Here is a 26,344-nt window from a genome sequence, read left to right as displayed (position 1 = left end):
ATTGCGCAGCGAGTGATTTCTTGACGAAGGTCAAATCAAATATTCATTCATAATGCTACTTTTACTCCGTCAGCAGGACGAAACGATAATCCTCACGAGGGGATAAGATGATGAAGTGTAAAAACAGCTTTTTTCTCAAGACCGCCGCCGCCGCTCTGATCTCCAGTGCCGCACTCGCCAGCCCCGCCATGGCCGCACACGGCGAGGAACTCAGCCCCGCCGAGGTCACGCCAGACGTGACTTATACACTGCGTACAGCGGTGCAGGATGGCAAGCTGGTATTCATTGGCGACAAGGGCAGGATCAAGGATGTCGTCAATCCCGACCTGCACGCACCGGTCGGTGCCGTGGTACAGATCAACCTGATCAATGGCGACGGCGCTCTGCATGATATCGCGCTGCCCGAGTTCGACGTCGACTCCGATGACATCGGCGGCCAGGGTTCGGCCACCGCCGTGGCCTTCCGGGTCAATGAGGAAGGCAACTTCGAGTACCTGTGCAGCCTGCCCGGACACAAGGCGGCCGGCATGGTGGGGAATTTCATCGTCGGCGACCCCAAGCCGGAAGCGAAGGGCGAAGCCGCCCAGGACCTGGCGAAAGATCCCCATGACGTGGGCGAGCCGGTCGGCGATCGTGGCCCGCAGGAAGTCACCGTCAATCTCGAGAGCACTGAAGTGGAAGGCTACCTGGCGGACGGCTCCAGCTACAAGTACTGGACCTTCAACGACACGGTGCCTGGCCCCCTCGTACGGGTTCGTGTAGGTGACACCGTCAACGTCAACCTGAGCAATGCCGAGGATAGCGCGCACATCCACTCCGTCGATTTTCACGCCGTGACCGGCCCCGGCGGTGGTGCCGCGGTGACTCAGGTAGCGCCCGGTCATTCCAAGAGCTTCTCCTTCAAGGCGCTGGCGCCTGGGCTCTACGTCTACCACTGCGCCACACCGATGGTCGCCCAACATATCTCCAACGGTATGTACGGCATGATCCTGGTCGAGCCGGAAGGCGGACTCTCTCCGGTGGAGCGCGAGTTCTACATCATGCAGGGCGAGCTCTACACCGCCGAACGTCACGGTAGCCAGGGTCTGCAAGAGTTCTCCCTCGACAAGCTGCTCGATGAGCAAGCCGAGCACTTCATGTTCAACGGCAACATGGATGCGCTCACCCAGACGTACAAGATGGAAGCCGACGTGGGCGACGACGTCCGTATCTTCTTCGGTGTAGGCGGCCCCAACGCCACCTCCAGCTTCCATGTGATCGGCGAGATCTTCGACAAGGTCTACGATCAGGCCTCGCTGACCAGCCCGCCGCTGACCGATGTGCAGACCACTCTGGTGCCCCCGGGCGGCGCCACCATGGTTGAGTTCGGCGTCGAGTATCCCGGCAAGTACATCCTGGTCGACCACGCGCTATCGCGTCTGGAGAAGGGCCTGGCCGGCTTCCTCCACGTCAATGGTGAAGAAGATTCCGCGATCTTCCACACCGAAGAGGCACACGACCCCAACTCCGGCCACTGATACTTGCTTCATCTTGCAGGAGAGCCCCGCCGATTCGGCGGGGTTTTTGCGTGGTGCGGGCTAACCGCCACTCAACACGATGACCGCCCCGGTGAGATACAAGCCAATGAGGATAGCGCTTTCAAATCCGATATCAGCGAAGCCGTAGGTCTGGCGGCGCAACAGTCCCAGCAATAGCACACCGGTCATGAGCAGCGAAAGCGCCACCCATAGCAGCACTTCATGAGAGATAGCGTGATAGATGGACCCTTCGCGGTAGGCGATATCCGAGGCCGCGGCGAACAGCGTATCGAAGGCGTTACCGCCGATGATACCGCCCACTGCCAGGGTAAGGGCGCCACGTCGCACCGCCGCTACCGATGTCACAAGCTCCGGCAGCGATGTCACGATAGAGGTGAGCAGCACCCCGACAGCCGCCTGGCTCATGCCGGTCTGCATGGCAATGACCGTGGCCGTGCGTTGCAGCAGCCAGCCCGTGATGCCCAGTATCAGGGCCATTAACAGAAAGGATAACCACAAGACGATCAGGGAGTTCTTCTTCGACGCTTCGTCAGGAACGTCTTCTTTAGTTTCACGGGTGCGAGCCGGTTTCCACATGGGGTAGGTTTGGCCCTGACGCACGATTCTCAGCCCCAGGAAATATCCCAGCACCAGCAGCGGCGTGACCGGATGAATGCTCCACAACGTGAGTTCGGGGGAATAACTGCCCACTAAAATCAACGCCAGCATGCACAGCAGCAAGGTGCCCTGCATGAGATTGCCGAGGGAAGCCGCGGCATGTTCCAGGTTGACGCGACGCAAGCAGATATCCGCCACCGTGAGGAACAGGGTCTGCACGGCGATGCCGCCGAGAGCGTTGCTCATCGCCAGTTCGGGCTGACCTTCCAGAGCCGCGGTGAATGACAGCACGATGCCCGAAAGCGATGTCGCCATGCCCAGCAGAACCGCTCCCGCCAAGGCTTCTCCCAGGCCGGTGCGATCGGCCAGCTCGTCCACGACGCGAGTCAGCCGTGTACCCACAATCCCGATCACCACGGCACTGATGGCGAACAGAACGATACTTGTGGTCAGGGACATTCCCTGCAGTTCAATCAAAACGGACCCCTCGCAGGGACGTGAACCAGGTCTTCGAAGATGATATACGCTTAGCCTAGCTCAACTTGGCCAGAGCCTCGCTAATGGTCTGGGAGCTTGCTGGACGAACCCGACGGTCGATTTCCTCGCCGTTTTCGAGAAAAACTAGTGTCGGCCATAGTTTGATGCGAAAGGAGCGGCCCAAGCGGCGCCGGGGGGCGTCCTCGATCTTGATATGGGTGATTTCGGGTCGCTCGGCCAAGGCCGTCTCGATCCTGCTTTGCGCGGTCTGACAAATAACGCACCAGGGCGCGCCGAATTCCAGTACCACCGCTCCTGGCATGGCTTCGACCTGTTCGCGTGTCGGCTCTTTTTCGGCGTAAGTGTGTGTCATCGTCATGCCAATTCTCCTGTTGCCCATGCGCAAACCATAGACGCTGTACAGTGAATTCGCCGGTTGTCTACGATATGAGTCGGTCGTCCACGCGGTAATAGGAGCAAGTAGGCATTTTCCAGCGGTTTACGATGCCGGTATACTACCGTCATGTATGTCCTGGCGTCCCGGCTGCGCTCTGTCGACCACGGCGCCGCCACGCGCAGAATTCAATGATAAAACTCAATGAGGTGGTGAGAGTGAAATCCAGCAAGCTGATCATGAGCAGTCTGGCGGCTCTTGGCTTCGTCACGGGAGTAGCAACCGTGCAAGCTGACGTGGATCGTGACGCCATGGCCGAGCGTTTGAAGCCGGTGGGCGAGATATGCCTGCAAGGGGAAGAGTGTGGTACGGCTTCGGCACCAGCGCAGGAAGAGAGTAGCGGTGGCGGGGGTGTGGATGGCGCCGGTATTTACAACAACGTCTGTATGGCGTGCCACGAGACCGGCGCCGCCGGGGCGCCGATCCGTGGCGATGAAGCAGCCTGGGCGGAGCGTACCGAGAAGGGCTTCGCCACATTGCTCGACCATGCCATTAACGGCTTCAATGCCATGCCGGCCCGTGGCGGCAACCCCAGCCTCTCCGATGAAGAGATGGAAGCGGCCACTGCGTACCTGGTCGAGCCGGTAATGGAAGTGCCCGAACTGGCTGGCGGCGAAGCAGTGGGTGAAGATACCGAAGCTGCCGTCGAAGATGCGGTCGAAGCTTCAGCCGAAGAAGCTACCGAGTCCGTGGCCGAAGAGGGCGCCTTGGAAGAGGAAGCCGCAGCCTCCGCCGTGGCGGTAGAGGAAGTTCCCGCTGATGAAGCGGCCGAAGAGGAAGCGGCTACCGAGGCCGTGACCGAAGAGGGTGCCTTGGAGGAGGAAGCCGAAGCTTCCGCTGTGGCGGTAGAAGACGCCCCCGTTGATGAAGAGGCCGTTGAGCAAGCGTCTGCTGATGATCAGGCCACTGGCGACGAGCCGGCCCATGCCGGGATCGATGGTGAAGCGATCTATAACCAGGCTTGCATGGCGTGCCACATGACCGGTGCCGCCGGCGCTCCGCGCCGTGGCGAAGCCGGCGAGTGGGAAGGTCGCGCTGATCAGGACATCACCACGCTGTATGACCACGCCATCAACGGCATCGGCGCCATGCCACCCAAGGGCGGCAATATGGGTCTCTCCGATGACGAGGTCCGCGCTGCCGTGGACTTCCTGGTCGAACCCGTCAAGTAATCGTGTACGGGTCTGAAGCCAATACGGGGCGCCTTCGGGCGCCCCGTTGTGTTTTTGAGTAAGTACCGTGTTTTTGAGTAAGTACCGTGTTTTTGCATGAGAACCGTCGGTCCGGCCCAGCGTCCACGTCACAAGACGCTTTCCAACAATAACGGGATGCTTTCAGCCCAATAATGAGCGCAGGCCAGCGATGGCGTCCTTGCCGCGCTCCTGCTTCCGCTCGGGATCTTCCTTGTCGGTGCGGCCCTCCCAGTCAAGATCGTCTTCCGGTAGCTCCTCGAGGAAACGGCTTGGCGCGCAGTCCATCAGCTCGCCATAGGCCTTACGCTGGCGCGCAAGCGTCAACGTCAAGGTGCGCCTGGCGCGGGTAATGCCGACATAGGCTAGGCGGCGCTCCTCCTCCACTGTACCCGCCTCGATGGCGTTGCGGTGGGGCAGCAGGTCTTCCTCCCAGCCCATCAGATAGACATGAGGAAACTCCAGACCCTTGGAGGCGTGCATGGTCAGCAACTGCACCCGGTCAGAGTCGTCCTCCTCGGCCTGCTGCTCGAGAATATCGCGCAGTACCAGCCGCGAAATGGCCGCCTCGACGCTATCGGTCTCGGTTTCGGTCGATGCGGTATCGTCTTCTGGATCGCGGTTGAGCGACTTTTCCAGCTGGTCGATCAAGATCCATACGTTGGCCATGCGCCGTTCGGCAATGGTCGGCGCGCTGGCGTTCTGGTACAGCCAGGCTTCGTAATCCATGTCGCGCAGCATGTCGCGAATGGCGGCGATGGCGTCGCCTTCGTCCATGCGCCGGCGTACACCATCGATGAAATGGATGAAGCGGGAAAGTCTCTCCACCGCCCGTGTCGGCAGCACTTGCTCGAGTCCTAGCTCATGGCAGGAGGCAAACAGCGAGCCCCCGCGCTCGGTGGCATAGTTGGCGAGTTTCTCCAGGGTGCCAGGGCCGATCTCGCGGCGCGGAACGTTGACGATGCGCAGGAAGGCATTGTCGTCGGCCGGATTGATCAGCAGCCGCAGGTAGGCCATGGCATCCTTGATCTCGTTGCGTGAGAAGAAGGAGGTGCCGCCGGAGAGCTTGTAGGGAATCTGGTAGTGCTGCAGCTTCAACTCCAGCAGGCGGGCCTGGAAGTTGCCGCGATAGAGCACGGCGAAGTCGCGCCATTCGGAGCGCTCCTTGATCCGCCGGGTGAGGATCTCGCTGGCCACGCGCTCGGCCTCGGCCTCCTCGTGCCGGTTGACGATCACGCGGATGGCATCGCCCTGGCCCATATCCGACCATAACGTCTTCTCGTAGACGTGGGGATTGTTGGCGATCAAGGTGTTGGCGGCACGCAGTATGATGCCGGTGGAGCGATAATTCTGCTCCAGCTTGATCACCTTGAGCCGCGGGAAATCCTCGCCTAGGGTGACCAGGTTTTCGGGCCTCGCGCCGCGCCAGGCATAGATCGACTGATCGTCGTCGCCGACCACGGTGAAGGTCGAGCGCTCGGCCATCAGCAGCTTCACCAGCAAGTACTGGGAGACGTTGGTGTCCTGGTACTCGTCCACCAGCATGTAGTGGATCTTGCGTCGCCAGCGCGCCAGCGCCTCCGGGTCGCGCTGCAACAGCACCACCGGCAGCAGGATCAGGTCGTCGAAATCGACGGCGTTATAGGCTTTCAGATGGCGCCCGTAGGCCTCGTACACCCGGGCGGCGAAATGCTCGTCATCATCGGCGGCATGCGATAGTGCCTCGCCGGGTAGCACCAGGTCGTTCTTCCACTGGGAGATCCGTCCCTGCACGGCGTTGATCTGTTCGGCGTCGACCTGAGCGTCCTTGTTCATCAGGTCACGCAGCAGCGCCTTGGCGTCCTCGGGGTCGAACAGAGAGAAGCCCGGCTTATAGCCCAGCGCCTTGAGTTCACTGCGAATGATGTTGAGCCCCAGGGTATGGAAGGTGGAGACGGTGAGACCGTGGCCTTCCTTGCCCTTGAGCATCTGCCCCACGCGCTCCTTCATTTCGCGGGCGGCCTTGTTGGTGAAGGTCACCGCGGCGATACGCCGGGCGCTCATGCCGCACTCCTGCACCAGGTAGGCGATCTTGGTGGTGATCACGCTGGTCTTGCCCGAGCCGGCGCCGGCCAGCACCAGGCAGGGACCATCGATATAGCGCACCGCTTCCTGTTGACGAGGATTCAAGCCGTTGAGGCGTTTGGCGATAGTGGGCGTCATGACGGCATGTTTCCTCTACAATCGGCGGCGGCTGGGGAGTACGCCCGGCAGCGCAATATAACCAATGACAGGGCTGATGATCAGGCAGGTAGCGATGTTTGAAATAGCACTATTCGAGCCGCGCATGGCGCCCAATACCGGCAATATCATGCGCCTTGTGGCCAACAACGGTTGCCGGCTGCACCTGATCGAACCGCTGGGGTTCGACCTGGAAGAGAAGAAGCTGCGCCGTGCCGGGCTCGATTATCGCGACCTGACCAACGTGACGCGCCATGCCGACTATGCCGCGTTTTCCCAAACCATGGCGGACCGGCGCATCCTGGCCTTGACCACGCGCGGTACGCGCGCCTACAGCGATTTCGCTTTTGAGCCCGGCGATGTCCTGCTGTTCGGCTCGGAAACCGGCGGCCTACCGGACTATGTTCATCAATCCTTGGCCGAGTCCCGGCGCCTGACGATCCCCATGCAGCCCAACAATCGCAGCTTGAATCTCTCCAACGCGGTTGCCATCGTGAGCTATGAAGCCTGGCGTCAGCAAGGCTTTATCGGCGCGGTGAAAGCCTAGACCCCGTAGCGGTCGCGATAGGCACGAATCGCGTCGGCATGGGGCTGCATGTCCGTACTTGCCTGGGTTTCCAGATAAGTCAGTACTTGCTCAAGGGTCACGATGCTGACCACGGGAATGCCATGGTTGGCTTCGACTTCCTGGATGGCGCTCATGGCACCGGTGCCGCGCTCCTGGCGATCCAACGCGATCACTACCCCGGCGGCGCGTGCCGGATGCTGGGCGATCAGCTCCATGACCTCGCGAATGGCGGTGCCGGCGGTAATCACATCGTCGATGATGAGTATATCGCCCGCCAGCGGCGCGCCGACGATATTGCCGCCTTCGCCATGGGTCTTGGCTTCCTTGCGGTTGAAGGCGTAGGGCGTATCGCGCTGATGATGATCGGCCAGGGCGACGGCCGTGGTGGCCGCGAGGGGAATTCCCTTGTAGGCCGGGCCGAACAGCACGTCATAGCTAATAGCGCTATCTTCGATAGCCTGAGCGTAAAAACGGCCGAGACGTGCCAGGGCGGCACCGCTCTGGAACAGTCCCGCATTGAAGAAATAGGGACTGACACGGCCCGATTTCAACGTGAACTCACCGAACTTGAGCACACCTTGCGCGATGGCGAATTCAATGAAATCGCGCTGGTAGGGTTGCAGGGTATCGGCCACGGCTATCCTCGCAGGGTAGAGAGTTGGATCGGTGAATGGGAAAGTAGGCAATAGCGAAAATATCCAGCTGGAAACCGGCACAATTGCGCATGGGCTTTACCCAAACGTCTAAACGTCGGGTATCATACAGCAGCGACGCTAAAGGGACGATTTTATGAAAATTGCCAGCATCAATGTCAATGGTATTCGTGATGCCGTCGAACGGGGGTTCCTGGACTGGCTGGCTCAGCAGGATGTCGACGTCGTCTGTGTGCAGAACATCAAGGCCAAGAGCTTCGAGCTCGGCGACCATATTCTGTATCCGGAAGGCTATGAAGGTTACTTCCTGGATGCCGAGGAAGATGGGTTTGCCGGCGTGGCGCTCTATTGTCGCCAGATCCCCAAGGCGATCATGTACGGGCTGGGGTTTCCCCAGTGCGATCATGAAGGACGTTTTCTTCAGGCCGATTACGACCGTTTCAGCATCGCCACTTTCCTCATGCCCGATGGCGACGACATGCAGGCCAAGCAGGCGTTCATGAATCAGTACCAGGAATACCTGAGCAAGATGGCGCGCAAGCGACGCGAGTACATCATTTGCGGTACCTGGAACATCGCGCACAAGACGATTGATCTGGCCAACTGGTCCGACAACCAGCTCACCCCGGGCTTCCGGCCCGAAGAGCGTGCGTGGATGGATCAGCTGTTCGGCCCCACCGGATTCATCGACACCTTCCGCGAGATCAATCGCGATGCGGGTGAATATACCTGGTGGCCCAAGCTGGATCAGGAAGTTTCGCGGGAGCGCCAGGAAGGCTGGCGCATCGACTACCAGGTGGTCGGTCCCAACTTCCGCCGCCACGTGGTGGATGCATGGATCGATTATGACGCCACGTTCTCCGAACATGCGCCATTGATCGTCGAGTACGATCTCACCCTTTAAGCCTGTGTCCCTGCTTCGCTATACACGCCGGCTCGATGCCGGCGTGTCGCGTTATGTGGGTCGGTAGATAGCGTGGTTCGAAACGGCTTACTGCCGAATTCCCAGCGCTTCACGCTGATGGGCGCGTAGCTGGGCGCCGGCTTTCTCGGCCAGATCGAGCATGGCATTGAGCTCGGCACGGGTGAACGCACCCGCCTCAGCGGTGCCCTGCACCTCGATCAGCTCTCCGCTCTCGGTCATCACCACGTTCATGTCGGTATCGGCGCTACTGTCTTCGGGGTAATCGAGATCGACCACCGGCATTCCTTTGTAGATCCCCACCGACACCGAACTCACCAGCTGCTTGAAGGGATCGCCCTTGATCTTCTTCTCCCGCTGCAGGTAGCGGATCGCATCGACCAAGGCCACGCAGCCGCCCGTGATCGAGGCGGTGCGAGTGCCACCATCGGCCTGGATCACATCGCAATCCACGGTAATGGTGAACTCGCCCAGCTTCTTCAGATTCACCGCCGCACGCAGGCTGCGGCCGATCAGACGCTGGATCTCCAGGGTACGCCCGCCCTGCTTGCCACGTGTCGCTTCACGACCGCTACGCGAATGGGTCGCCCGGGGCAGCATGCCGTACTCGGCGGTAACCCAGCCCTGGTTCTTGCCGCGTAACCAGCGTGGCACTCCCGCTTCCACACTGGCGTTGCACAGTACCTTGGTATCACCGAATTCCACCAGTACCGAGCCTTCGGCATGGCGGGTATAGTCGCGGGTCAGGCGGATTTCGCGCGGCTGGTCAGCCTCGCGACCGCTGGGGCGCGCCACATCGGGGCGCGTACCGGATTTCTTCTCCATGCTCTCTGTTCTCCATGGTCGTATTAGCGGGCTCGCCATTCTACACGGCTTGCACCCCGTCTTATCGGGTAGACTGGAGGAAATCTCGTTTACCCTCTCGTTTACCCAATAGAGGACGCCATGGCCCAAGTCTCTCGCGTACACAGCATGACCGCCTTCGCCCGCACCGAGCAGGCCGCCCCCTGGGGCACGCTGCAGGTGGAAATTCGCTCGGTGAACCAGCGCTACCTGGAGCCGCATTTTCGTTTACACGAAAGCCTGCGCGACCTGGAGCCGGTACTGCGCGAAGCGCTCCGTACGCGGCTGGCGCGGGGCAAGATCGAATGCAGTGTGCGTTTTGAAAGTGCGGAGACCACCCAAGTTCCCGCCGTGAATGCCGCGCGCCTGGCCGCGATTGGAGAAGCGCTGAACGCCGTGCAGCGGCAAGTCCCAAGTGCCGTGCCGCCCACCACGCTTGAGCTGTTGAATCAGCCCGGTGTGATGGAAACGCAGCATCTCGACCAGGAGGTCATCAAAGCCGGCGCCAAGGCGCTGTTCGACCAAGCCCTGGACGAATTGCTCGACGCCCGTGCCCGTGAGGGCGAAAAGCTTGCCGAGATGATCGAAAGCCGACTCACGGCCGTCAGCGAGCAGGTCGCCACCGTGCGCAGCCTGCTGCCACAGATTCTGGAACGCCAGCGCGCCCAGCTGCTGGAGCGCCTGGAAATCGCCAGGACCGAACTCGATCCCCAACGCCTGGAAGCCGAACTGGTGCTGGTGGCGCAGAAAGCCGATGTGGACGAAGAGCTGGATCGGCTCACCGCACATGTAGGAGAAGTCAGCCGTCAGCTCGCCCAGAAAGGCCCCAAGGGCCGCCGCCTGGACTTCCTGATGCAGGAGCTGAACCGCGAAGCCAACACGCTCTCGTCGAAATCCGTAGTGGCAGAAACCACCCGCTGCGCGGTGGAGCTGAAGGTATTGATCGAGCAGATGCGCGAGCAGATTCAGAATATTGAGTGATGAAGACGAGTCGAGCGATACCCTGGAGCGCAAGCGAGGTCGAGGCGACCGCCCTCACCTATCGGCAGATGCTGGTGGCTGAGCTGAATGACCAGCGCTGAAGCGTGCAATTAGTGGGAGGCACTTCACCCGCCGAGGGGTTCCTGAACGGTTTCGCCGGCCAGTGGTAGCCTTCCGGCAAGGGTGCTTCTCCAGCGTACATTGTGCTTCTTCATGTATATAAAATAGAAAGATTTATACATGACGCCTCATATATGCAAAGGAAACCGTTTTTTCTTTGCATATACTGCGTCTCATATAGAGATAAGCGTAAAATTTATATATTTCGCCAGTGGTTCGAGAGGATTATCACGTCGCTGCCGAGGCCTCATTACCTCGTTGGGTGCTTCCAGCATGCTGTCCATCGAACATGGGTATACATGATGCGTAGCCGTGCTGGATTTAAAGGCCCTCTTAAACCCCAGCCACTCCGGAATCGGTAGAATAAGAAAAAAAGCGTAGGGAGCCACGAATGAAAGCCGTTGTTTTCGAAAACTTTTCCGCCCCGCCAAGCATTCAGAAGTTGCCTGATCCTGCCCCAGAAACTCACGGTGTCGTGGTGAAGGTGATGGCCAACGGTGTATGCCGCAGCGACTGGCACGGCTGGATGGGCCATGATCCGGGTATCCGGCTTCCCCATGTGCCGGGCCATGAGCTGGCTGGTGTTGTCGAGGCCGTAGGCAAAGACGTTAAACAGTGGCGTGTTGGCGACCGGGTGACGGTGCCGTTCGTGGGCGGGTGCGGCGCCTGCCCCGAGTGCCACTCCGGCAATCAGCAGGTGTGCGAAAGTCAATTCCAGCCGGGCTTTACCCACTGGGGTTCCTTTGCCGAGTATGTGGGTATCCATTACGCCGACGTGAATCTGGTCGCGCTGCCGGAGACGCTCGATTTTGCTACCGCTGCGAGTCTGGGCTGCCGTTTCGTGACCTCCTTTCGGGCGGTGGTGGATCAGGGCAGAACGGCGGCGGGCCAGTGGGTAGCCGTTCACGGCTGCGGCGGGGTGGGGTTGTCGGCGGTGATGATAGCCAACGCCGTGGGCGCCAATGTAGTAGCTGTCGATATTTCCGAAGAGGCGCTGCATTTGGCCCGCCAAGTGGGCGCGGTGGCCACCGTGAATGCAGCGAACGTAGCCAACGTGGCTGAAGCCGTAATAGAAATCACGTGCGGCGGTGCCCATGTGTCGCTCGATGCGCTGGGGCACCCCACCACCTGCTTCAATTCCATCAGCAACCTGCGCAAGCGCGGCAGGCACGTGCAGGTGGGGTTGATGCTGGCGGATCACAGTACGCCTGCCATCCCCATGAGCAAGGTGATTGCCGACGAACTGGAAATACTGGGCAGCCATGGCATGCAGGCGCATCGTTATGACGCCATGCTGGCGTTGATCGAGTCTGGCAAGCTCTCGCCCGAGCGGCTGATCGGCCGGCGGATCACGCTGGAACAGTCGATCGGCGCGCTGATGAACATGGACAAGTTCGAGGGGGCGGGAGTGACGGTAGTGACGGAGTTCTGAGCAAGACGAGTGGAAGTCTCGGCCTTTATGGCGCTAGACGGGCTTCTGCCAATTTCCTTCAACGAACCGGGGAAAATTATTCGCTCCTCATCTCTCGGTGCAGGTTTTACGCTGGGCGATATTTGTTAAGGAGCGCGTCATGTCTTCAGCTAATTCTTCTCAGGCAGTGCGTCGAGTCATCGCCCTGCACCCGGCACGGCGCGATGATATCGGCGACCTGGTCACGCGGCGGCCATTGCCGGGGCCAGGGCTCGATCAGCTCGACCCGTTTCTGTTCTTGAACCACCACGGCCCGCAGGTCTATCCCCCCAATAACCAGGGGCTGCCCTTTGGCCCGCACCCGCATCGGGGCTTCGAGACGGTGACCTTCATTCTGCAAGGATCGCTGGCCCATGCGGATAGCGCCAAGCATCAGAGCGTGATTCACGCCGGTGGCGTGCAGTGGATGACGGCGGGCAGCGGTATCGTGCATGCGGAAGTTTCATCGCCTGATTTCCTGCGCGATGGCGGCCCGCTGGAGATCCTGCAGCTGTGGGTCAACCTGCCGGCGCGCCTGAAGATGAGCGAGCCGCGCTACGTGGGGCTGCAGCAGGAGTCCATTCCCGCCATTGCGCTGCCGGGCGGTGGCGAGCTGAACCTGATCGCCGGCGAGTGGCAAGAACACGCTGGCCCCATCGAGACGTTGACGGGTGTTTTCATGTCGACGCTGAGGCTGCCCGCCGGCACGCACGAACAGTTGCCCGTCGCGCCAGGACGGCAGGTATTTCTCTATGTGGTGGAGGGTGATGTCACGGTCGGTGGCGAGCCCGTCAAGGCCCACCATCTGATCGAAGTCGACCGCGACGGTGAGCGTCTGGTGATCGAAGCCGGTAGCGATGCGCGCCTGCTGTTTGGCCACGGCGATGTAATCGATGAACCGATGGTGTCTCACGGCCCGTTTGTGATGAACAGCCGGCAAGAGATCGTGCAGGCGATAGAAGATTATCAGCATGGCCGATTTGGTGGGCTCGACGTCTAATCGCTACATATTAATTTAATCCCTACACCGGTTCGCCACGATAGTAGTGCCATAGAAACAGCGATCCCACGCTGCGCCAGGGCGACCAGTGCTCCACCAGTTGGCGCGCCTGCTTGGGCGTGGGTTTGGTCTCCATGCCTTTCAGGCGGCCAAGCGCCACGCGCAGGGCGAGATCGTCGGCGGGGAAGACGTCGGGGCGCTTGAGCGAGAACATCAGATAGATCTCCGCGCTCCAGCGGCCGAAGCCGCGCAGCTGGGTAATCGCGGCAATGGCTTCGTCATCACTGAGCTGCTCGAGCCCATCTGCGCTGAAGGTGCCGGCGAGCTCGGCTTCGGCAAGCCCTTGGGCGTATTCGATCTTGCGCCAGGACAACCCTGCATCACGCAAGGCTTGTCCTTCCACGCCCATCACCGCCTTGGCGTGCAGTTCCGGCAGTAGCGCATTGACGCGGCCCATGATGGCGCGGGCGGCTTCGGTGGATATCTGCTGGCTGACGATGGTCGAGAAGAATGTCGCGAAACCCGGGTCGCGCTGGCGAGGGGAGGGCGCCCCGACCAGCGGGTAGGCGCGGGCGATGTCCGGGTCGGCGAGTATTAGAGTCTGCATGCCGCGTTCGATATTCGATGCGTTCATCAATAATCCTGCCTATAGAGATGCAATCAAGAAAAGCGCGAGTGCGTTGTCCTTAGCCTAGCGTTTCGAGGGTTGTCGCGGCGCACGTGTTTCCACTTTCGTCTAATCCTGCGATCATTTCCGGCTTTGTTCAGGCGACGGCAGTGTCATGTCACCGGGCATTGCCATGCCGAAGGGAGAGCTACATGCAGGATACGACATCCACATCGTCTGGCGGACTGGCGCGTAACCCGCGCCTGGCCGAGTTCGCCCTGGCCTTGGGCGGCTTCGGCATCGGCACCACCGAATTCGTGATCATGGGACTGATGAATCGGGTGGCGTCGGATCTGTCGGTGTCGGTGCCCCAGGTGGGGTATTCGATCAGTAGCTATGCCTTGGGTGTCGTAGTAGGGGCGCCGCTGATTTCGGCATTGGCGGCTCGGGCGCCCAGGCGGGCCTTGTTGATCGTGCTGATGCTGGTGTTTGCCCTGGGCAATATCGCCAGTGCCTTCGCGCCGGGATTCTGGTCCTTCGTGGGCTTGCGGTTTCTTGCCGGCCTGCCCCATGGAGCCTATTTTGGCATCGCCGCCCTGGTGGCGGCGGGCGCGGTGCCCATCGACCAGCGAGCCCGCGCGATCGCCCGCGTGATGCTGGGATTGACCGTAGCGATCCTGATTGGCGCGCCACTGGGCACCTGGGCGGGCAACCAGCTGGGGTGGCAGGTGGCGTTCATCGGCGTGGGCGCGATTGCGCTTCTCACCGCCTTGCTGATTCGCCTGTGGGTGCCGGTGCAACCGTTCGACCCCTTGGCCAGCCCGCTGCGCGAACTGTCGGCACTACTCAAGCAGCGTGTCCTGGTGACGATCGCCATTGCCTGTATCGGCTGCGGCGGAATGTTCGCCATCTTCAGCTATGTGATGCCGACATTGACCCGGCAGGCGGGGATGAGCGAAGCGCTGGGACCGTTGGTGCTGGTGGTGTTCGGGCTGGGTTCGATAGTGGGCAACATGGTGGGGGGACGCGCCGCCGATAGAAACCTGATGCGGGCAATCCCGATGATCCTGCTGTGGTGTGTCACCATCCAGGGACTTTTCTACTTTGCCGCCAATAACGTCTGGACGGGGTTGTTGTTCGTCGGTCTGGTGGGGACCAGCATGGCGCTGGCCCCTTCGTTGCAGACCCGGTTGATGGACGTCGCCGAGGATGCCCAGACAATGGCGGCGTCGCTCAACCATGCCGCGTTCAATGGCGCCAATGCCCTGGGCGCCTGGCTTGCGGGTATCGCCATCGAGATGGGATTCGTGTGGTCGAGTACCGGCCTGGTGGGCGCCGGGCTGGGCCTGTGCGGCCTGGCGATCTTTGCGCTGGGGCGCTGGCTGGAAAGGCGTACTTGAACTAGAAACGCAGGCCTGGAGGGGGTCGACCGCTCGGCTGGCCGAGAGGCGAACAGTGTGCGTTAACTGGAAAAGTAGTGAGAGTCTTCTAGGGTGTAAGGGGAGCAAACCCATAAGGAGATGACCATGCCTATTGTGAAAACCACACGTATTGTAGCCCTCGGGGCGATCGTCGCACTCACCCTCGGCCTGGCGGGCTGCGGAACTAGTACCGGTGAGCGGGCGGCAAGCGGTGCTGGCGTGGGCGCGGCCGTCGGTGCGGGTGCGGCAGCGGCGACGGGCGGTAATGTTGGACAAGGCGCGGCCATCGGTGCCGGTGCTGGGGCTGCTACCGGGGCGGCAACCGATGAAGATGATGTCAGCCTGGACTGACATTAGCGGCACAAGCGGTAGCCGCGCATGCCGAGATGAAAATGATCAGCGTGCGCGGCGTTGTACTCCGGCCCCAGTACGTTGCCGAATGTCGTACAGGCATCGTCGCGCAACTGCTGCAGGTATTCCCCTTTCTCTCCCGTCTCATTCCAATCCCGTAGCAGGGTTATATGCTGGCCTTGGTCTAAACGGCATCCCGTGACATCCAGCGCCTCGGCCGTGGCGTGCTCGCTACGTCGTCCGGTTTCGCGTCCGTAGACATTGCGGCAGGCGAAGCTGCCGGCGTGTTCGACCCGGCTCACTCGCGTGTCGAACAGCCGTTCGGCTGTCGGCTGCAGATGGTGGCGCTCGAACATCACCCAGGCCAGCGCCAGCGGGCAACTGGCGATGAAACTCTGATTGAAACTGACGCTGGTGGAGTGGACGCGCACCACGTTTTCCAGCGGGCAGGCTTCCACCGGCGAGTGGTCGGCCAGCGGCGTATAGCTAAGCGCGTTTTCCGGGGTGGTAGCCAGCGCCGCCAGGCATGCTTGCCTGTCATCGGATAGGCGCTTTAGCTTCCATTGGGTCACCAGTGTGAGCGGGTCATCCACATGCAGGGGCTGCCACGGTACCCATTGGCGCGGAATCTCCCACCAGCCTTTCTGGTACGTGATGCCGATGGCGATAATCAGCAGGAAAACAATGACACTGCGCATGCAGGCACACCTGATGGAGTGGTTGAGTTGAACGGGGGGAAATCCTACAGCCCCGAGGGTGATATGTGGCATAATCGCGCTTTCCAGCCGCCGTTCGACCGGCGCTCCATCTTTCCCCTTATTTGGCAATCAGGGAAGCGCTTCATGTCCCAAGGTACGCTTTTCATCATTTCCGCCCCCTCGGGCGCCGGCAAGACCAGCCTGGTGCGTGAACTGATTGAAAGTCTCGACGGCATTCAGGTGTCGGTCTCGCACACCACCCGGGCACAGCGGGAAGGCGAGGTGGACGGGGTCAATTACCACTTTACCGACCCGGCCACTTTCGAGGCGATGATCGAACGCGGTGAATTCTTCGAACATGCCTGCGTATTCGGCAACTATTACGGTACGTCGCGGCGTAGTGTCCAAACTATTCTAGATGTAGGCCAGGACGTCATCCTGGAAATCGACTGGCAGGGCGCGCGTCAGGTCCGCGAACAGATGCCGGAGGCCGTGTCGATCTTCATCCTGCCGCCTTCCCGCGAGGAGCTGGAACGCCGTCTGGCCGGGCGTGGCACCGACGAGCATGCGGTGATTGCCAAGCGCATGCAGGAAGCCGTCAGCGAGATGTCGCATTATGCGGAGTACGACTACCTGGTGATCAATGATGACTTCACCACGGCGCTGGAAGAACTGCAGGCACTGGTCATCAGTCGTCGTCTGACACGGCACAACATGCAGCATCGCCACGCCCCGTTGCTGGCGGCGCTCTTGTCACGTGAGCCCGGCGTCGAGTAATCTAGACGATCCACTACCCTATTCTTGCCGGGTCGGCTTCACGCCGGCCCGGTTCCGTCATTTCAGCTCCATCGTTACAGGAACATTGCCCATGGCACGCGTTACCGTCGAAGATTGTCTCGAGAATGTCGAAAACCGCTTCAAGCTGGTGATGATCTCCACCCAGCGCGCCCGCCAGCTGGCGCGCGGCTCACGGGATGCCCACCTTCCCTGGGAAAACGACAAGCCCACCGTCATGGCTCTGCGCGAGATCGCCGCGGGCATGGTGGACCACACGGTACTGGACGAGCCCGTCGAGGCACCGGTCCGTCCCCGCCCGGCCCTGGCGCCCAGCGTCCAGATCGACGAGTAACCACCAGGCTGGGGGCGCGTGAATGTTTACCATCGATGACCTGGCCGACCGGCTTGGCGGCTATCTTCCCCAGGACGAGATCCAGCAGGTCAAGCGCGCCTTCTACTATGCGGAACAGGCTCATGATGGCCAGCGGCGGCGTTCGGGCGAACCCTACGTCACCCACCCGCTGGCGGTAGCCAATATCCTGGCCAACATGCACATGGACCATCAGAGCCTGATGGCGGCCATGCTGCACGACGTGATCGAGGACACCGGCGTCTCCAAGGAGGCCCTCGCCGAGCAGTTCGGCAAGCCGGTGGCGGAACTGGTCGATGGCGTCTCCAAGCTGACCCAGATCGCCTTCGAGGACAAGGCCGTCGCCCAGGCGGAGAATTTCCAGAAGATGGTGCTGGCGATGTCGCGGGACATCCGCGTGATCATCGTCAAGCTCGCCGACCGCCTGCACAACATGCGCACCCTCGGTGCGCTGCGCCCGGAAAAGAAGCGCCGCATCGCCCGCGAGACGCTGGAAATCTACGCCCGCGTGGCCGGTCGCCTGGGGATCAATACCATTCGCGTGGAGCTGGAGGATCTCTCCTTCCAGGCCATCCACCCGATGCGCTCCGAACGTATCAAGCGAGCGGTTTCCAGCGCCCGCGGCCATCGGCGCAGCGCCATTCGCGAAGTGCAGAGCACGCTGCAGAAGAGTCTGGACGATGAAGGCCTGAACGGCACCGTTATCGGCCGCCAGAAGCACCTGCTGTCGATCTACAAGAAGATGCGCGACCAGCGCAAGCCGTTCGCCGAGATCATGGATGTGTTCGGTTTTCGCATCATCACCGAGGACGTGGCCAGCTGCTATCGCATCCTCGGGATCGTGCACAATCTCTACAAGCCGGTGCCGGGACGCTTCAAGGACTACATCGCCATTCCCAAGGCCAACGGCTACCAGAGCTTGCATACCACGCTGTTCGGCTCGCGGGGCATGCCCATCGAAGTGCAGATACGTACCCGCGAGATGGAAGCCATGGCCAACAACGGCATTGCCGCCCATTGGCTCTACAAGGCCGGCCAGACCACGCACCCGATTGCCGAAGGCAGCCATGCCCGGGCGCGGGCCTGGGTCAAGGGGTTGCTGGAAATGCAGCGCCACGCCGGGGATTCGCTGGAGTTCATCGAGAACGTCAAGAGCGACCTGTTCCCCGACGACATCTATGTCTTCACCCCCAAGGGCGACATCATGGAGTTGCCCCAGGGCGCCACGGTGATCGACTTCGCCTACACCGTACACACCGATATCGGCAACAACTGCATCGCCTGCCGCATCGACCGCCAGCTGGCGCCGCTCTCAACGCGCCTGGAGAGCGGTCAGACCCTGGAGATCATTACCGCGCCGGGGGCGCGTCCCAATCTCGCCTGGCTCAATTTCGTCGCCACCGCCAAGGCGCGCTCGGCGATTCGTCATGCGCTCAAGCACCAGCAGCAAGCGGAAGCCGTGCAATTGGGTCGGCGCCTGCTCAACAAGGCGCTGGCGGAGTTTTCCACCAGCCTCGAGGAACTGAACGACAGCGTGCTGGAGAGTGTGCTGGCCGAGCTGGAGCAGTCCCAGGAGACGCTTCTGGAGTCCATCGGCCTGGGAACGCGCCTGGCCCATGTCGTCGCCCGCCGCCTGGTGGACATGGATGACGACGACAAGGCCGAACGGCAAGGCGATGAAGCGCCGGAACGCCAGCGCCCGGTGATGATTACCGGCAGCGAAGGAATGGTGACCAAGTTCGCGCGCTGCTGCCACCCGCTACCCGGCGATCCAGTGGTGGGGCATCTGTCGGTCGGCAAGGGGATCGTGGTACACCGGGCGGAGTGCCGCAACCTGGCGGAACACAGAAACGATCCCGACAAGCTGTTTGCTCTGGAGTGGTCGGAGGATATCCAGGAAGACTTCCCGGTAGCACTGCGTATCGAATTCGAGAGCCGGCGGGGCCTGGTCGCCGAGCTTGCCGGCCTGGTGACCGATGCCGACGCCAATATCGAGCGTATCGGCATCGAAGAGCGCGATGCACGGCTCTCCATCGTTCACCTGACCCTGGCGGTACGCGGGCGTATCCACCTGGCGCGCTTGATCAAGCGCATCCGCAACCTGCCCAACGTGGGTAAGATCACGCGGGTCGGCAATTGAGCGTTCGTTGATTCTGTTTATATCCATTCCCTTTTCTTAAGCGTCTTCTTCAAGGAGCCATCATGAGCAACAAGGCCGTAATCAATACGGAAAAAGCCCCGGCGGCCATCGGGCCCTATTCCCAGGCGGTCAAGGCCGGCAATACGGTGTATCTCTCCGGTCAGATTCCGCTTGACCCGGCCAGCATGACGATCGTGTCCGAGGATTTCGAAGCCCAGGCACGCCAGGTCTTCCGCAACATGCAGGCGGTCTGCGAAGAAGCGGCGGGCTCGTTGAGCGATATCGTCAAGCTCAACCTGTACCTGGTGGACCTGGACAACTTTGCCATCGTCAACCGGGTGATGGAGGAGTTCTTCACCGCCCCGTTCCCGGCGCGCGCTGCCGTCGGTGTCAAGGCTCTGCCCAAGGCGAGCCAGGTGGAAGCGGAAGCCGTGATGATCATTGGCGACTGACAGATTTCACGCCAGTCTGCGAAGAACCAAAAAAAGCCCTGTCGTATCAAACGGCAGGGCTTTTGGCTTTGTAGAGTACGGGCTTCGTTGATTCGTTGGCTACGTCTCACGCTTTCTGCAGGAGCTCGGATTTACACCTTTTGCAGCAGATAGCCGCCTTCCTTGATGACTTGCCGATACCCTTCGCGATAGGTGGGGTACAGGAACTGATACCCGGTTTCGCGGATGCGCGTATTGTCGCAACGTTTGCTGGCACGACGGCGCAGCGGCGACTGCATGGTATCGGTCACCTCGACCTTGAGCTGTTCGGCAAGCCAGGTCATGACGCTATGCATCGACACGGGCTCGCAGTCGCTGGCCAGGTAGAGCGGCTCCAGCGCGTCTCCGTTCTTGTCGCAGGCAATCAGGTGGGCAATGATCCCCACGCAGTCATCGCGATGAATGCGGTTGGAGTAGAGTAGCGGCGTGACGGCGGCGACGCGGCCCTCCGCCACCTGACGAATCAGGCGATCGCGCCCGGGGCCGTAGATACCCGAAAAACGCAGCACCGTCCCCGGTAGCTCATGATCGATCAAGGCCTGTTCGGCCTCGCACATCAAGGTGCCGGAAAAACTGCTGGGCTCGGTGGGGCTGTCCTCGTTGACCACTTCACCTTCCTGCTGACCATAGACGCTGGTGGAGGAGACGAAGAAGACCCGTTTGGGAGGCTTGGCATGCTGGCGCATGACACCCAGTACGCGTTTCAAGCCTTCGGGATAGGCGCGTTGATAGGCGCTCTCTTCGAAGCGGTCGGCGCTTACGCTGTAGACGACATAGTCGGCCTGCGGCAATGCCGTGGCATCCTCACTATCCAGCGTATCCAGATCCACGGACAACGCCTTGATGCCGGTGCCTTTCAACGCCTTGGCGTTGCGGCGCGCTCCGATGACATGGTACCCCTGGTCGAGCAGCTGTTTTCCCAGGGTAATACCGATATCACCGCAACCGATGATCAATATAGTTGGCTTCACCTTGCTCACTCCCCTTGATAAATATTCCCTATCAGATACAAAGTCTCTATCGGACGTCTTGTCCAACCAGACTTGATCTGTCATTTCCCGGTGATTGCTACGAGAGGATGCCCGTTGGCACTATTATGACTCTAACAGAACTCCGCTATATCGTAACCCTCGCTCAGGAGCGCCATTTCGGGCGAGCGGCGGAACGCTGCCATGTGTCCCAGCCCACCTTGTCGGTGGCGGTCAAGAAGCTCGAGGAGGAACTGGGCACGCCTCTGTTCGAACGCTCCAAGGCCACGGTGCAGGTCACCCCGTTGGGCGAGAGAGTCGTGGCCCAGGCGCAGCGTGTGCTGGAACAGAGCAGCCTGATCTATGAAATGGCCAGTGCCGGCAGGGATCAACTGGCCAATCCGTTGCGTATCGGCGCGATCTATACCATCGGCCCTTACCTGTTTCCCGACCTGATACCGGAGCTGGCCGATGCCGCCCCGCAAATGCCGCTGTATATCGAAGAGGGCATGACCGGACACCTGCGACGCAAGCTGAGAAACGGCGAACTGGACGCCATCATCATCGCCTTGCCTTTTACCGAAACCGACGTGGTGACCAAGCCGATCTACGACGAGACATTCGAGGTACTCATGCCGGCCAATCACCGCTGGGTGGAGCGAGAGAGCATTTCCAAGGAGGATCTTCTGGAGGAGCGGCTGTTGCTGCTGGGCGAGGGTCACTGCTTTCGCGACCAGATTCTCGAAGCCTGCCCGGCCATCGGCCAGAAGCTCAACAGCCCGCACAATACCTTGATCGCCGAGGGCGGGTCGCTGGAAACCATTCGTCATATGGTGGCTTCTCGCCTGGGCATCACGGTATTGCCGCAGTCGGCGATCGGCACCAGCTCCTACGAAAGCGGCATGCTGGTGAGCCGCCCGTTTGCCGACCCGGCCCCCTCGCGCACGGTGGCCGTCGCCTGGCGCGCCAGCTTCCCCCGGCCCAAGGCGATCGACGTCCTGACCGAGGCCATCGCGCGGTGCCGTAAACCGCATCGGCAGGCACCGGCCATGGCCAGCGCATGAGTGAGCTCCAGGCCCCGGTGACGTCGCTCAAGGGCGTGGGGGAGGCGCTGGCGCTGAAACTGGCGCGACTGCGGCTGGATACCGTGGCCGACCTGCTGTTTCACCTGCCGCTGCGTTATCAGGACCGCACCCGGTTGACGCCCATGGGCGGCCTGCGGGCCGGTCAAGAGGCGGTGGTCGAGGGCGATGTCATGGCCTGCGATATCGTCAAGGGGCGCCGACGCAGCCTGCTGGTGCGGCTGCGTGACGGCTCCGGCATTCTCAGCCTGCGCTTCTTTCATTTTTCTCCCGCGCAACAGCAGCAGTTCACGCCCGGCACGCGCATCCGTGCCTTTGGCGAAGCGCGTGCCGGGGCCACCGGCCTGGAAATCTATCATCCCGAGTACCGCCTGGCGGGCGCGGCGGCACCCGCCGTGGAGGAGCACTTCACGCCGATCTACCCCACCACGGAAGGGCTGCACCAGAGCCGCCTGCGCGCGTTGGTGCAGCAGGCGTTGCGGCGTCTGGAAAGCCACCCCGAGGAACTGCCGGAGCTGTTGCCCGTTGCCTTGCGCGAGCGCTTCCACTTGCCGCAACTGGGCGATTCCCTGCATCTTTTGCATCAGCCGCCCCCGGACACCGACCTGGCGCAACTGGCCGAAGGGCGCCATCCCGCCACTCGACGGCTGGCGCTCGAAGAACTCTTGGCGCATCAGCTCAGCCTGCGCGAGGTTCGGCGCCGCATCCAGGCCGATGGTGCCCCGCCGCTGCCTTCCGGACGCGGCTTGCAGGCCCGCTTTCTCACCCAGCTTCCCTTCGCCCTGACCGGTGCCCAGCGCCGTGTTCTGGAGGAGATCGCCCACGATCTTTCGCGGCCGGCCCCCATGCTGCGCCTGGTTCAGGGCGACGTGGGCTCCGGCAAGACGGTCGTGGCGGCAATGGCCGCCCTGGCCGCGTTGGCGGGGGATTGCCAGGCCGCCATCATGGCGCCCACGGAGATTCTCGCCGAGCAGCATTATCGTTCGTTCAAGGCGTGGTTCGAGCCGCTGGGCGTCGACGTGGCGTGGCTGTCGGGCAAGCTCAAGGGCAAGCAGCGGCTGGACGCCAAGGCGGCAATCGCCGATGGCCGGGCGCGCATGGTGGTGGGCACCCACGCCCTGTTCCAGGAGGACGTCCATTTTCAGCGCCTGGGCCTGGCGATCATCGACGAGCAGCACCGCTTCGGCGTGCATCAGCGCCTGGCGTTGCGCGAAAAAGGCCAGGCCGGTGGCCTTACGCCCCACCAGCTGATCATGACCGCCACACCGATTCCGCGCACCCTGGCCATGAGCGCCTACGCCGATCTGGATGTCTCGGTGATCGACGAGTTGCCCCCGGGGCGTACGCCGGTCAAGACCGTGGTCGTGCCCGACGAGCGTCGTCCGGAGGTGGTCGAGCGCATTCGTCGTGCCTGCCGCGAAGGCCGCCAGGCTTATTGGGTATGCACCCTGATCGAGGAGTCGGAGGCGTTGCAGTACCAGGCGGCGGAAGCCACGCGCGAGGAGCTGGCCGAGGCGCTTCCCGAGCTTGCCATCGGCCTGGTCCATGGGCGCATGAAATCAGCCGAGAAAGCCGAGATAATGACGGCATTCAAGGCTGGCGAGCTGGACCTGCTGGTCGCGACCACGGTGATCGAAGTCGGCGTGGACGTGCCCAACGCCAGTCTGATGATCATCGAGAACCCCGAACGCCTGGGGCTTTCGCAGCTTCACCAGCTCCGCGGCCGGGTGGGGCGGGGGGACACCGAGAGCTTCTGCGTGTTGCTCTATCATCCCCCATTGAGTGCCGGCTCGCGGCAACGCCTGGGTGTCATGCGCGAAACCACCGATGGGTTTCGCATCGCCGAGAAGGATCTGGAGATTCGCGGGCCGGGTGAAGTCCTGGGGACCCGCCAGACCGGGCTGGCGCAGATGAAGGTGGCGGACCTGGAGCGGGACGCCGATCTACTCGAGCAGGTGTCGGCGCTGGCTCGTGCCATGCTCGAGCAGGCCCCCGAGGCGGCGCCGACTTTGATCCGCCGCTGGCTGGGCGAGGAGGCGGGACGCTACGGTCAGGTCTGACGGTTCGGCACGGCGGATCAGCCGGTCACCGGCGCGTTGGCGGAATCATCGGGACTCGTGACCAATCGGTTGGCGGCTGCGCCCAGCGGTGCCAGCTGCTCCGCGATCAGGCGTAGCTGGCTCTGGATAGGGCGGTACGGCGCGATGGCCTGCTCCTCCGCCGTCGCGCTGTCTGTCTCCTCCAGGCGGGCGAGCAGCTCGGCGGTGCGATCCGCCAACGTCGCCACCGGCTGGCGCCTATCCAGGCATTCCGCGAGGTATCCCAGTGTTTCTCCGATGCGTTTCGCCACCGGCACGAGGGCGGCGTCGTCTTCATCCTCCGCCAGGCGTTGGCGGTGGGCGCCCAACGCGGAAAGATGGCTGAGCAGGGTATGGGAAAGCACCAAAAAGCGCAGGCCGTCGTCGGCATCGTGCTTCCGGTAGTGCCCCGGTTCGTGCAGCATGTTGGTCAGCAGGGTGGAGAGCGCCGCGTCGGCATTGTGGGCGTTGCGGCGCGCCAGGCGGTAGGCCAGGTCGTCCTGTTTCCCCGCTTCGTACTGGTGAGTGATCTCTTCCAGGTAGCGGCGATGGTTGGTCAGCACCTTGGCGGCTTCCCGGTAGAGCTGCCGTCCTTGCCAGTCGGGCAGGACGAAGAACACCGCCAGGCCGGCAATCAGCGAGCCCAGCAAGGTATCGAGCAAGCGCGGCAGGATCAGGTCGAAGCCGTCGCCGACCTGGTTGAAGCTGCACAGTACCAGCAGGGTGATCGAGGCGGTGGCGATCACATAGTGCTTCTCGCGGTTGGCGAAAAACGCCACCCCGGCGGCGACCGCAATAAGACTCTGGGCCAGGGGATGGGGAAACAACGAGATCGACGCCCATCCCGCCACCAGGCCGAGCACGGTGCCGCTGATACGCTGGCTGAGAAAGCGCCGGGTGGCGGCGAAGTTGGGGCGACACACGAACAGCGTGGTAAGCAGTATCCAGAACCCCTGCTGAGGATCGATCCACTGCATCAGTCCGTAGCCGGCAAGCAGCGCGAGCGACAGCCGCAAGGCGTGGCGAAAGGTCGGTGAGCCCAGCGTCAGGTTGAGGCGTATGCGCTCCCATACCTCTTTCAGGCTGGCGGGGGAGCGGTCGAACAAGGTGTCGTCGCGCCGGGAGTCGCCGGCATTCGGATTGTGGGCGCTGGCCAGCTGGCCTTCCAGGGTCGAGAGATTGTCGGCCAAGGCCTCCAGGGGGTAGAGCAGTGCTTGCCACTGTGGCCGCCGCTGGTCGCGCAGGTTGTCGATCGAGGCACGCAGGTCCGTGAGCGCCTGTTCGCTCTGGCGATGGTCGAAGGGCCGGTTCAACAGCAGTGCCTTGGCCAGGCGTTTACAGGCCTGCCCTTGCTGATCGAGCAAGCGCTGACAGCGAAACAGCACATCATGGTGAAAAAAGGCCTCGGTGAGGTCGGCATAGGGATAGTGGGTCGAGCTGGCGCGTTCGTGGATATCCTGGGCGATGAAATAGATGCGCAGGTAGCGGTTGAGCTTGCGGTTGCCGCGCTGGCCTTCCAGGCGGCGAAAGATCATCTCCTTGGCCTGGTTGAGCGCTTCCACCACCTTGCCGTTCTGGCGCGCCAGTGCCAGCCGCCGCGCCTCGATATCGACATCGCGCAAGGGTTCGAACAGGGCCGACTTGATTATCAGGTACTCTCCCAGCGCCTTGTAGAGTCGCGCCATGCTCTGTTTCACCGGTTGGCGTGAAAACAGTGCGCACCATACCACCGAAATCAGCCCGTACCAGGCAGCGCCGCTCAGCAGCAGCAGGGTCAGGGGCCAGACGCCCTGTTCGGGCACGCCACCGTGCTGCTCGATGTTGATCATCGAATAGATCGCCAGGATCAATGTGCCGGACGCAATAGTCGCGTAGCGCTGGCCTACCGCCCCCAGCATGATCAAGCTGAACGTGGCGGCTCCCAGGCCCGCAGCGAACAGCCACGGCCAGGGATACAGCCACTGCACACTGAGCGAGGCAATGGCAAAGCAGCCAAGGGTGACCAGCAAGGCTTGCAGGCGCCCCTGCCAGCTATCATCGGTTTCCGACAGCGCGCTGGCGATGATGCCCAGGAACAACGGGATGACCAGCGCGATGTCGTCTTGCCCCCAGCTCAGAGCGAGCGCACCGCTGAACGCCAAGAACACCCGCAGGCTGTAAGCGAATTTATCCAGTGTCCAGAGACGTCGCAGCGGCAGGGAAATCGGCATGTAGGCTCTTGTGGCGATTATTAGACTTTGGTCGTGGGTGCCAGTATAGAGGATTGCGGGGCCGGCTGCCGCTATTGATAGCGGGTCTCAGCGCGCCGCTGAACGGCGCGCTGAGCCAGTCTCGAAAAAGAGCATGGA

Annotated in this window: 24 protein-coding genes; 15 read left to right on the top strand and 9 right to left on the bottom strand. The window is 61.9% G+C overall.

The features are described from left to right. Positions 1-107: 107 nt before the first annotated feature. On the top strand, positions 108-1,517 hold the full coding sequence (nirK, locus tag R5M92_RS15775) for a copper-containing nitrite reductase (RefSeq protein ID WP_346796918.1): 1,410 nt from the start codon (positions 108-110) through the stop codon (positions 1,515-1,517). 60 nt (positions 1,518-1,577) lie between these two features. On the opposite strand, the gene R5M92_RS15770 is transcribed toward nirK, so the two are convergent. Then, the gene (locus tag R5M92_RS15770; protein WP_346796917.1) at positions 1,578-2,594 is read right to left on the bottom strand and encodes a sodium:calcium antiporter; all 1,017 of its coding nucleotides are present in this window, start codon (positions 2,592-2,594) and stop codon (positions 1,578-1,580) included. A gap of 73 nt (positions 2,595-2,667) precedes the next feature. Next, positions 2,668-2,991, bottom strand: a complete 324-nt coding sequence (locus R5M92_RS15765; RefSeq protein ID WP_346796915.1) for a thioredoxin family protein — start codon at positions 2,989-2,991, stop codon at positions 2,668-2,670. A gap of 233 nt (positions 2,992-3,224) precedes the next feature. Here R5M92_RS15765 and R5M92_RS15760 point away from each other — a divergent pair, with 233 nt between their 5' ends. Then, the gene (locus tag R5M92_RS15760) at positions 3,225-4,238 is read left to right on the top strand and encodes a c-type cytochrome (protein ID WP_346796914.1); all 1,014 of its coding nucleotides are present in this window, start codon (positions 3,225-3,227) and stop codon (positions 4,236-4,238) included. Between the two features lie 162 nt (positions 4,239-4,400). Here R5M92_RS15760 and rep read toward each other — a convergent pair whose 3' ends face one another. After that, positions 4,401-6,458: a DNA helicase Rep gene (gene rep, locus R5M92_RS15755; RefSeq protein ID WP_346796912.1), complete on the bottom strand. Its 2,058-nt coding sequence runs from the start codon at positions 6,456-6,458 to the stop codon at positions 4,401-4,403. A 94-nt stretch (positions 6,459-6,552) separates the two neighbouring features. Between rep and R5M92_RS15750 the strand changes: the two genes are divergently transcribed. Then, a complete protein-coding gene (locus R5M92_RS15750) occupies positions 6,553-7,023 on the top strand; it encodes a tRNA (cytidine(34)-2'-O)-methyltransferase (RefSeq protein ID WP_346799407.1) in 471 nt (156 codons plus the stop codon). Here R5M92_RS15750 and pyrE read toward each other — a convergent pair. Then, positions 7,020-7,679, bottom strand: a complete 660-nt coding sequence (gene pyrE / locus R5M92_RS15745) for an orotate phosphoribosyltransferase (RefSeq protein WP_346796911.1) — start codon at positions 7,677-7,679, stop codon at positions 7,020-7,022. The two genes, R5M92_RS15750 and pyrE, sit on opposite strands and share 4 nt — an antisense overlap. A gap of 154 nt (positions 7,680-7,833) precedes the next feature. On the opposite strand from pyrE, the gene R5M92_RS15740 reads away from it, so the two are divergent. Then, complete coding sequence (locus R5M92_RS15740; RefSeq protein ID WP_346796910.1) at positions 7,834-8,601, top strand: exodeoxyribonuclease III; 768 nt, start codon at positions 7,834-7,836, stop codon at positions 8,599-8,601. Between the two features lie 87 nt (positions 8,602-8,688). Here R5M92_RS15740 and rph read toward each other — a convergent pair whose 3' ends face one another. After that, a complete protein-coding gene (gene rph / locus R5M92_RS15735) occupies positions 8,689-9,444 on the bottom strand; it encodes a ribonuclease PH (protein WP_346796909.1) in 756 nt (251 codons plus the stop codon). A gap of 120 nt (positions 9,445-9,564) precedes the next feature. Between rph and R5M92_RS15730 the strand changes: the two genes are divergently transcribed. The 3 genes from R5M92_RS15730 to R5M92_RS15720 all read left to right on the top strand — a co-directional run bounded on the left by R5M92_RS15730 (position 9,565) and on the right by R5M92_RS15720 (position 13,013). Next, the gene (locus R5M92_RS15730) at positions 9,565-10,443 is read left to right on the top strand and encodes a YicC/YloC family endoribonuclease (RefSeq protein ID WP_346796908.1); all 879 of its coding nucleotides are present in this window, start codon (positions 9,565-9,567) and stop codon (positions 10,441-10,443) included. Between the two features lie 511 nt (positions 10,444-10,954). Next, on the top strand, positions 10,955-11,995 hold the full coding sequence (locus R5M92_RS15725; RefSeq protein WP_346796907.1) for a zinc-dependent alcohol dehydrogenase family protein: 1,041 nt from the start codon (positions 10,955-10,957) through the stop codon (positions 11,993-11,995). A gap of 139 nt (positions 11,996-12,134) precedes the next feature. Beyond that, on the top strand, positions 12,135-13,013 hold the full coding sequence (locus R5M92_RS15720) for a pirin family protein (protein ID WP_346796906.1): 879 nt from the start codon (positions 12,135-12,137) through the stop codon (positions 13,011-13,013). Between the two features lie 22 nt (positions 13,014-13,035). On the opposite strand, the gene R5M92_RS15715 is transcribed toward R5M92_RS15720, so the two are convergent. After that, positions 13,036-13,647, bottom strand: coding sequence for a DNA-3-methyladenine glycosylase 2 family protein (locus tag R5M92_RS15715; RefSeq protein ID WP_346796905.1), 612 nt, complete (start codon positions 13,645-13,647; stop codon positions 13,036-13,038). 185 nt (positions 13,648-13,832) lie between these two features. On the opposite strand from R5M92_RS15715, the gene R5M92_RS15710 reads away from it, so the two are divergent. Both R5M92_RS15710 and R5M92_RS15705 read left to right on the top strand, forming a co-directional pair. Beyond that, positions 13,833-15,020, top strand: a complete 1,188-nt coding sequence (locus R5M92_RS15710) for an MFS transporter (RefSeq protein WP_346796904.1) — start codon at positions 13,833-13,835, stop codon at positions 15,018-15,020. Between the two features lie 126 nt (positions 15,021-15,146). Continuing rightward, on the top strand, positions 15,147-15,392 hold the full coding sequence (locus R5M92_RS15705) for a hypothetical protein (RefSeq protein ID WP_417339038.1): 246 nt from the start codon (positions 15,147-15,149) through the stop codon (positions 15,390-15,392). A gap of 2 nt (positions 15,393-15,394) precedes the next feature. Here the strand turns inward: R5M92_RS15705 and R5M92_RS15700 are convergent, their stop codons facing one another. After that, positions 15,395-16,090 (bottom strand): extensin family protein, encoded by a 696-nt coding sequence (locus tag R5M92_RS15700; protein WP_346796902.1) that lies wholly within the window; start codon positions 16,088-16,090, stop codon positions 15,395-15,397. 144 nt (positions 16,091-16,234) lie between these two features. On the opposite strand from R5M92_RS15700, the gene gmk reads away from it, so the two are divergent. From gmk to R5M92_RS15680, 4 genes are all read left to right on the top strand, one after another. Then, positions 16,235-16,867, top strand: a complete 633-nt coding sequence (gmk, locus tag R5M92_RS15695; RefSeq protein WP_346796901.1) for a guanylate kinase — start codon at positions 16,235-16,237, stop codon at positions 16,865-16,867. A gap of 91 nt (positions 16,868-16,958) precedes the next feature. After that, entirely contained in the window at positions 16,959-17,219 is a 261-nt protein-coding gene (rpoZ, locus tag R5M92_RS15690; protein WP_346796900.1) for a DNA-directed RNA polymerase subunit omega, read from the top strand. 22 nt (positions 17,220-17,241) lie between these two features. Continuing rightward, a complete protein-coding gene (locus R5M92_RS15685) occupies positions 17,242-19,377 on the top strand; it encodes a bifunctional (p)ppGpp synthetase/guanosine-3',5'-bis(diphosphate) 3'-pyrophosphohydrolase (RefSeq protein ID WP_346796899.1) in 2,136 nt (711 codons plus the stop codon). Between the two features lie 62 nt (positions 19,378-19,439). Next, on the top strand, positions 19,440-19,829 hold the full coding sequence (locus R5M92_RS15680; RefSeq protein ID WP_346796898.1) for a RidA family protein: 390 nt from the start codon (positions 19,440-19,442) through the stop codon (positions 19,827-19,829). A gap of 131 nt (positions 19,830-19,960) precedes the next feature. On the opposite strand, the gene R5M92_RS15675 is transcribed toward R5M92_RS15680, so the two are convergent. Then, entirely contained in the window at positions 19,961-20,839 is an 879-nt protein-coding gene (locus tag R5M92_RS15675) for an SDR family oxidoreductase (RefSeq protein ID WP_346796897.1), read from the bottom strand. A gap of 125 nt (positions 20,840-20,964) precedes the next feature. On the opposite strand from R5M92_RS15675, the gene R5M92_RS15670 reads away from it, so the two are divergent. Together R5M92_RS15670 and recG are read left to right on the top strand one after the other, a co-directional pair. Further along, positions 20,965-21,900 carry a hydrogen peroxide-inducible genes activator gene (locus R5M92_RS15670; RefSeq protein ID WP_346796896.1) on the top strand — a complete coding sequence of 312 codons (936 nt, stop codon included), beginning with the start codon at positions 20,965-20,967 and terminating at the stop codon, positions 21,898-21,900. Next, complete coding sequence (recG, locus tag R5M92_RS15665) at positions 21,897-23,978, top strand: ATP-dependent DNA helicase RecG (RefSeq protein ID WP_346796895.1); 2,082 nt, start codon at positions 21,897-21,899, stop codon at positions 23,976-23,978. Before R5M92_RS15670 ends, recG begins: the two co-directional genes overlap by 4 nt. 17 nt (positions 23,979-23,995) lie before the next feature. Here recG and yccS read toward each other — a convergent pair whose 3' ends face one another. Beyond that, a complete protein-coding gene (gene yccS / locus R5M92_RS15660) occupies positions 23,996-26,206 on the bottom strand; it encodes a YccS family putative transporter (protein WP_346796894.1) in 2,211 nt (736 codons plus the stop codon). Between the last annotated feature and the right edge of the window lie 138 nt (positions 26,207-26,344).

It is taken from the genome of Halomonas sp. Bachu 37 (genome assembly GCF_039691755.1).
GTDB classification, from domain to species: Bacteria; Pseudomonadota; Gammaproteobacteria; order Pseudomonadales; family Halomonadaceae; genus Vreelandella; species Vreelandella kashgarensis.
Note: the sequence above shows the minus strand (reverse complement) of the source record. Positions and strands in the feature narration are given on the sequence as shown.

What these genes read in the sequence shown, in the direction of transcription:
- nirK (WP_346796918.1), top strand. Translation starts at nt 108, where the DNA reads ATGATGAAGTGTAAAAACAGCTTTTTTCTCAAGACCGCCGCCGCCGCT.
- R5M92_RS15770 (WP_346796917.1), bottom strand. Translation starts at nt 2,594, where the DNA reads ATGTCCCTGACCACAAGTATCGTTCTGTTCGCCATCAGTGCCGTGGTG.
- R5M92_RS15765 (WP_346796915.1), bottom strand. Translation starts at nt 2,991, where the DNA reads ATGACGATGACACACACTTACGCCGAAAAAGAGCCGACACGCGAACAG.
- rep (WP_346796912.1), bottom strand. Translation starts at nt 6,458, where the DNA reads ATGACGCCCACTATCGCCAAACGCCTCAACGGCTTGAATCCTCGTCAA.
- R5M92_RS15750 (WP_346799407.1), top strand. Translation starts at nt 6,553, where the DNA reads ATGTTTGAAATAGCACTATTCGAGCCGCGCATGGCGCCCAATACCGGC.
- R5M92_RS15740 (WP_346796910.1), top strand. Translation starts at nt 7,834, where the DNA reads ATGAAAATTGCCAGCATCAATGTCAATGGTATTCGTGATGCCGTCGAA.
- rph (WP_346796909.1), bottom strand. Translation starts at nt 9,444, where the DNA reads ATGGAGAAGAAATCCGGTACGCGCCCCGATGTGGCGCGCCCCAGCGGT.
- R5M92_RS15730 (WP_346796908.1), top strand. Translation starts at nt 9,565, where the DNA reads ATGGCCCAAGTCTCTCGCGTACACAGCATGACCGCCTTCGCCCGCACC.
- R5M92_RS15725 (WP_346796907.1), top strand. Translation starts at nt 10,955, where the DNA reads ATGAAAGCCGTTGTTTTCGAAAACTTTTCCGCCCCGCCAAGCATTCAG.
- R5M92_RS15720 (WP_346796906.1), top strand. Translation starts at nt 12,135, where the DNA reads ATGTCTTCAGCTAATTCTTCTCAGGCAGTGCGTCGAGTCATCGCCCTG.
- R5M92_RS15715 (WP_346796905.1), bottom strand. Translation starts at nt 13,647, where the DNA reads ATGAACGCATCGAATATCGAACGCGGCATGCAGACTCTAATACTCGCC.
- R5M92_RS15710 (WP_346796904.1), top strand. Translation starts at nt 13,833, where the DNA reads ATGCAGGATACGACATCCACATCGTCTGGCGGACTGGCGCGTAACCCG.
- R5M92_RS15705 (WP_417339038.1), top strand. Translation starts at nt 15,147, where the DNA reads ATGCCTATTGTGAAAACCACACGTATTGTAGCCCTCGGGGCGATCGTC.
- R5M92_RS15700 (WP_346796902.1), bottom strand. Translation starts at nt 16,090, where the DNA reads ATGCGCAGTGTCATTGTTTTCCTGCTGATTATCGCCATCGGCATCACG.
- gmk (WP_346796901.1), top strand. Translation starts at nt 16,235, where the DNA reads ATGTCCCAAGGTACGCTTTTCATCATTTCCGCCCCCTCGGGCGCCGGC.
- rpoZ (WP_346796900.1), top strand. Translation starts at nt 16,959, where the DNA reads ATGGCACGCGTTACCGTCGAAGATTGTCTCGAGAATGTCGAAAACCGC.
- R5M92_RS15685 (WP_346796899.1), top strand. Translation starts at nt 17,242, where the DNA reads ATGTTTACCATCGATGACCTGGCCGACCGGCTTGGCGGCTATCTTCCC.
- R5M92_RS15680 (WP_346796898.1), top strand. Translation starts at nt 19,440, where the DNA reads ATGAGCAACAAGGCCGTAATCAATACGGAAAAAGCCCCGGCGGCCATC.
- R5M92_RS15670 (WP_346796896.1), top strand. Translation starts at nt 20,965, where the DNA reads ATGACTCTAACAGAACTCCGCTATATCGTAACCCTCGCTCAGGAGCGC.
- recG (WP_346796895.1), top strand. Translation starts at nt 21,897, where the DNA reads ATGAGTGAGCTCCAGGCCCCGGTGACGTCGCTCAAGGGCGTGGGGGAG.
- yccS (WP_346796894.1), bottom strand. Translation starts at nt 26,206, where the DNA reads ATGCCGATTTCCCTGCCGCTGCGACGTCTCTGGACACTGGATAAATTC.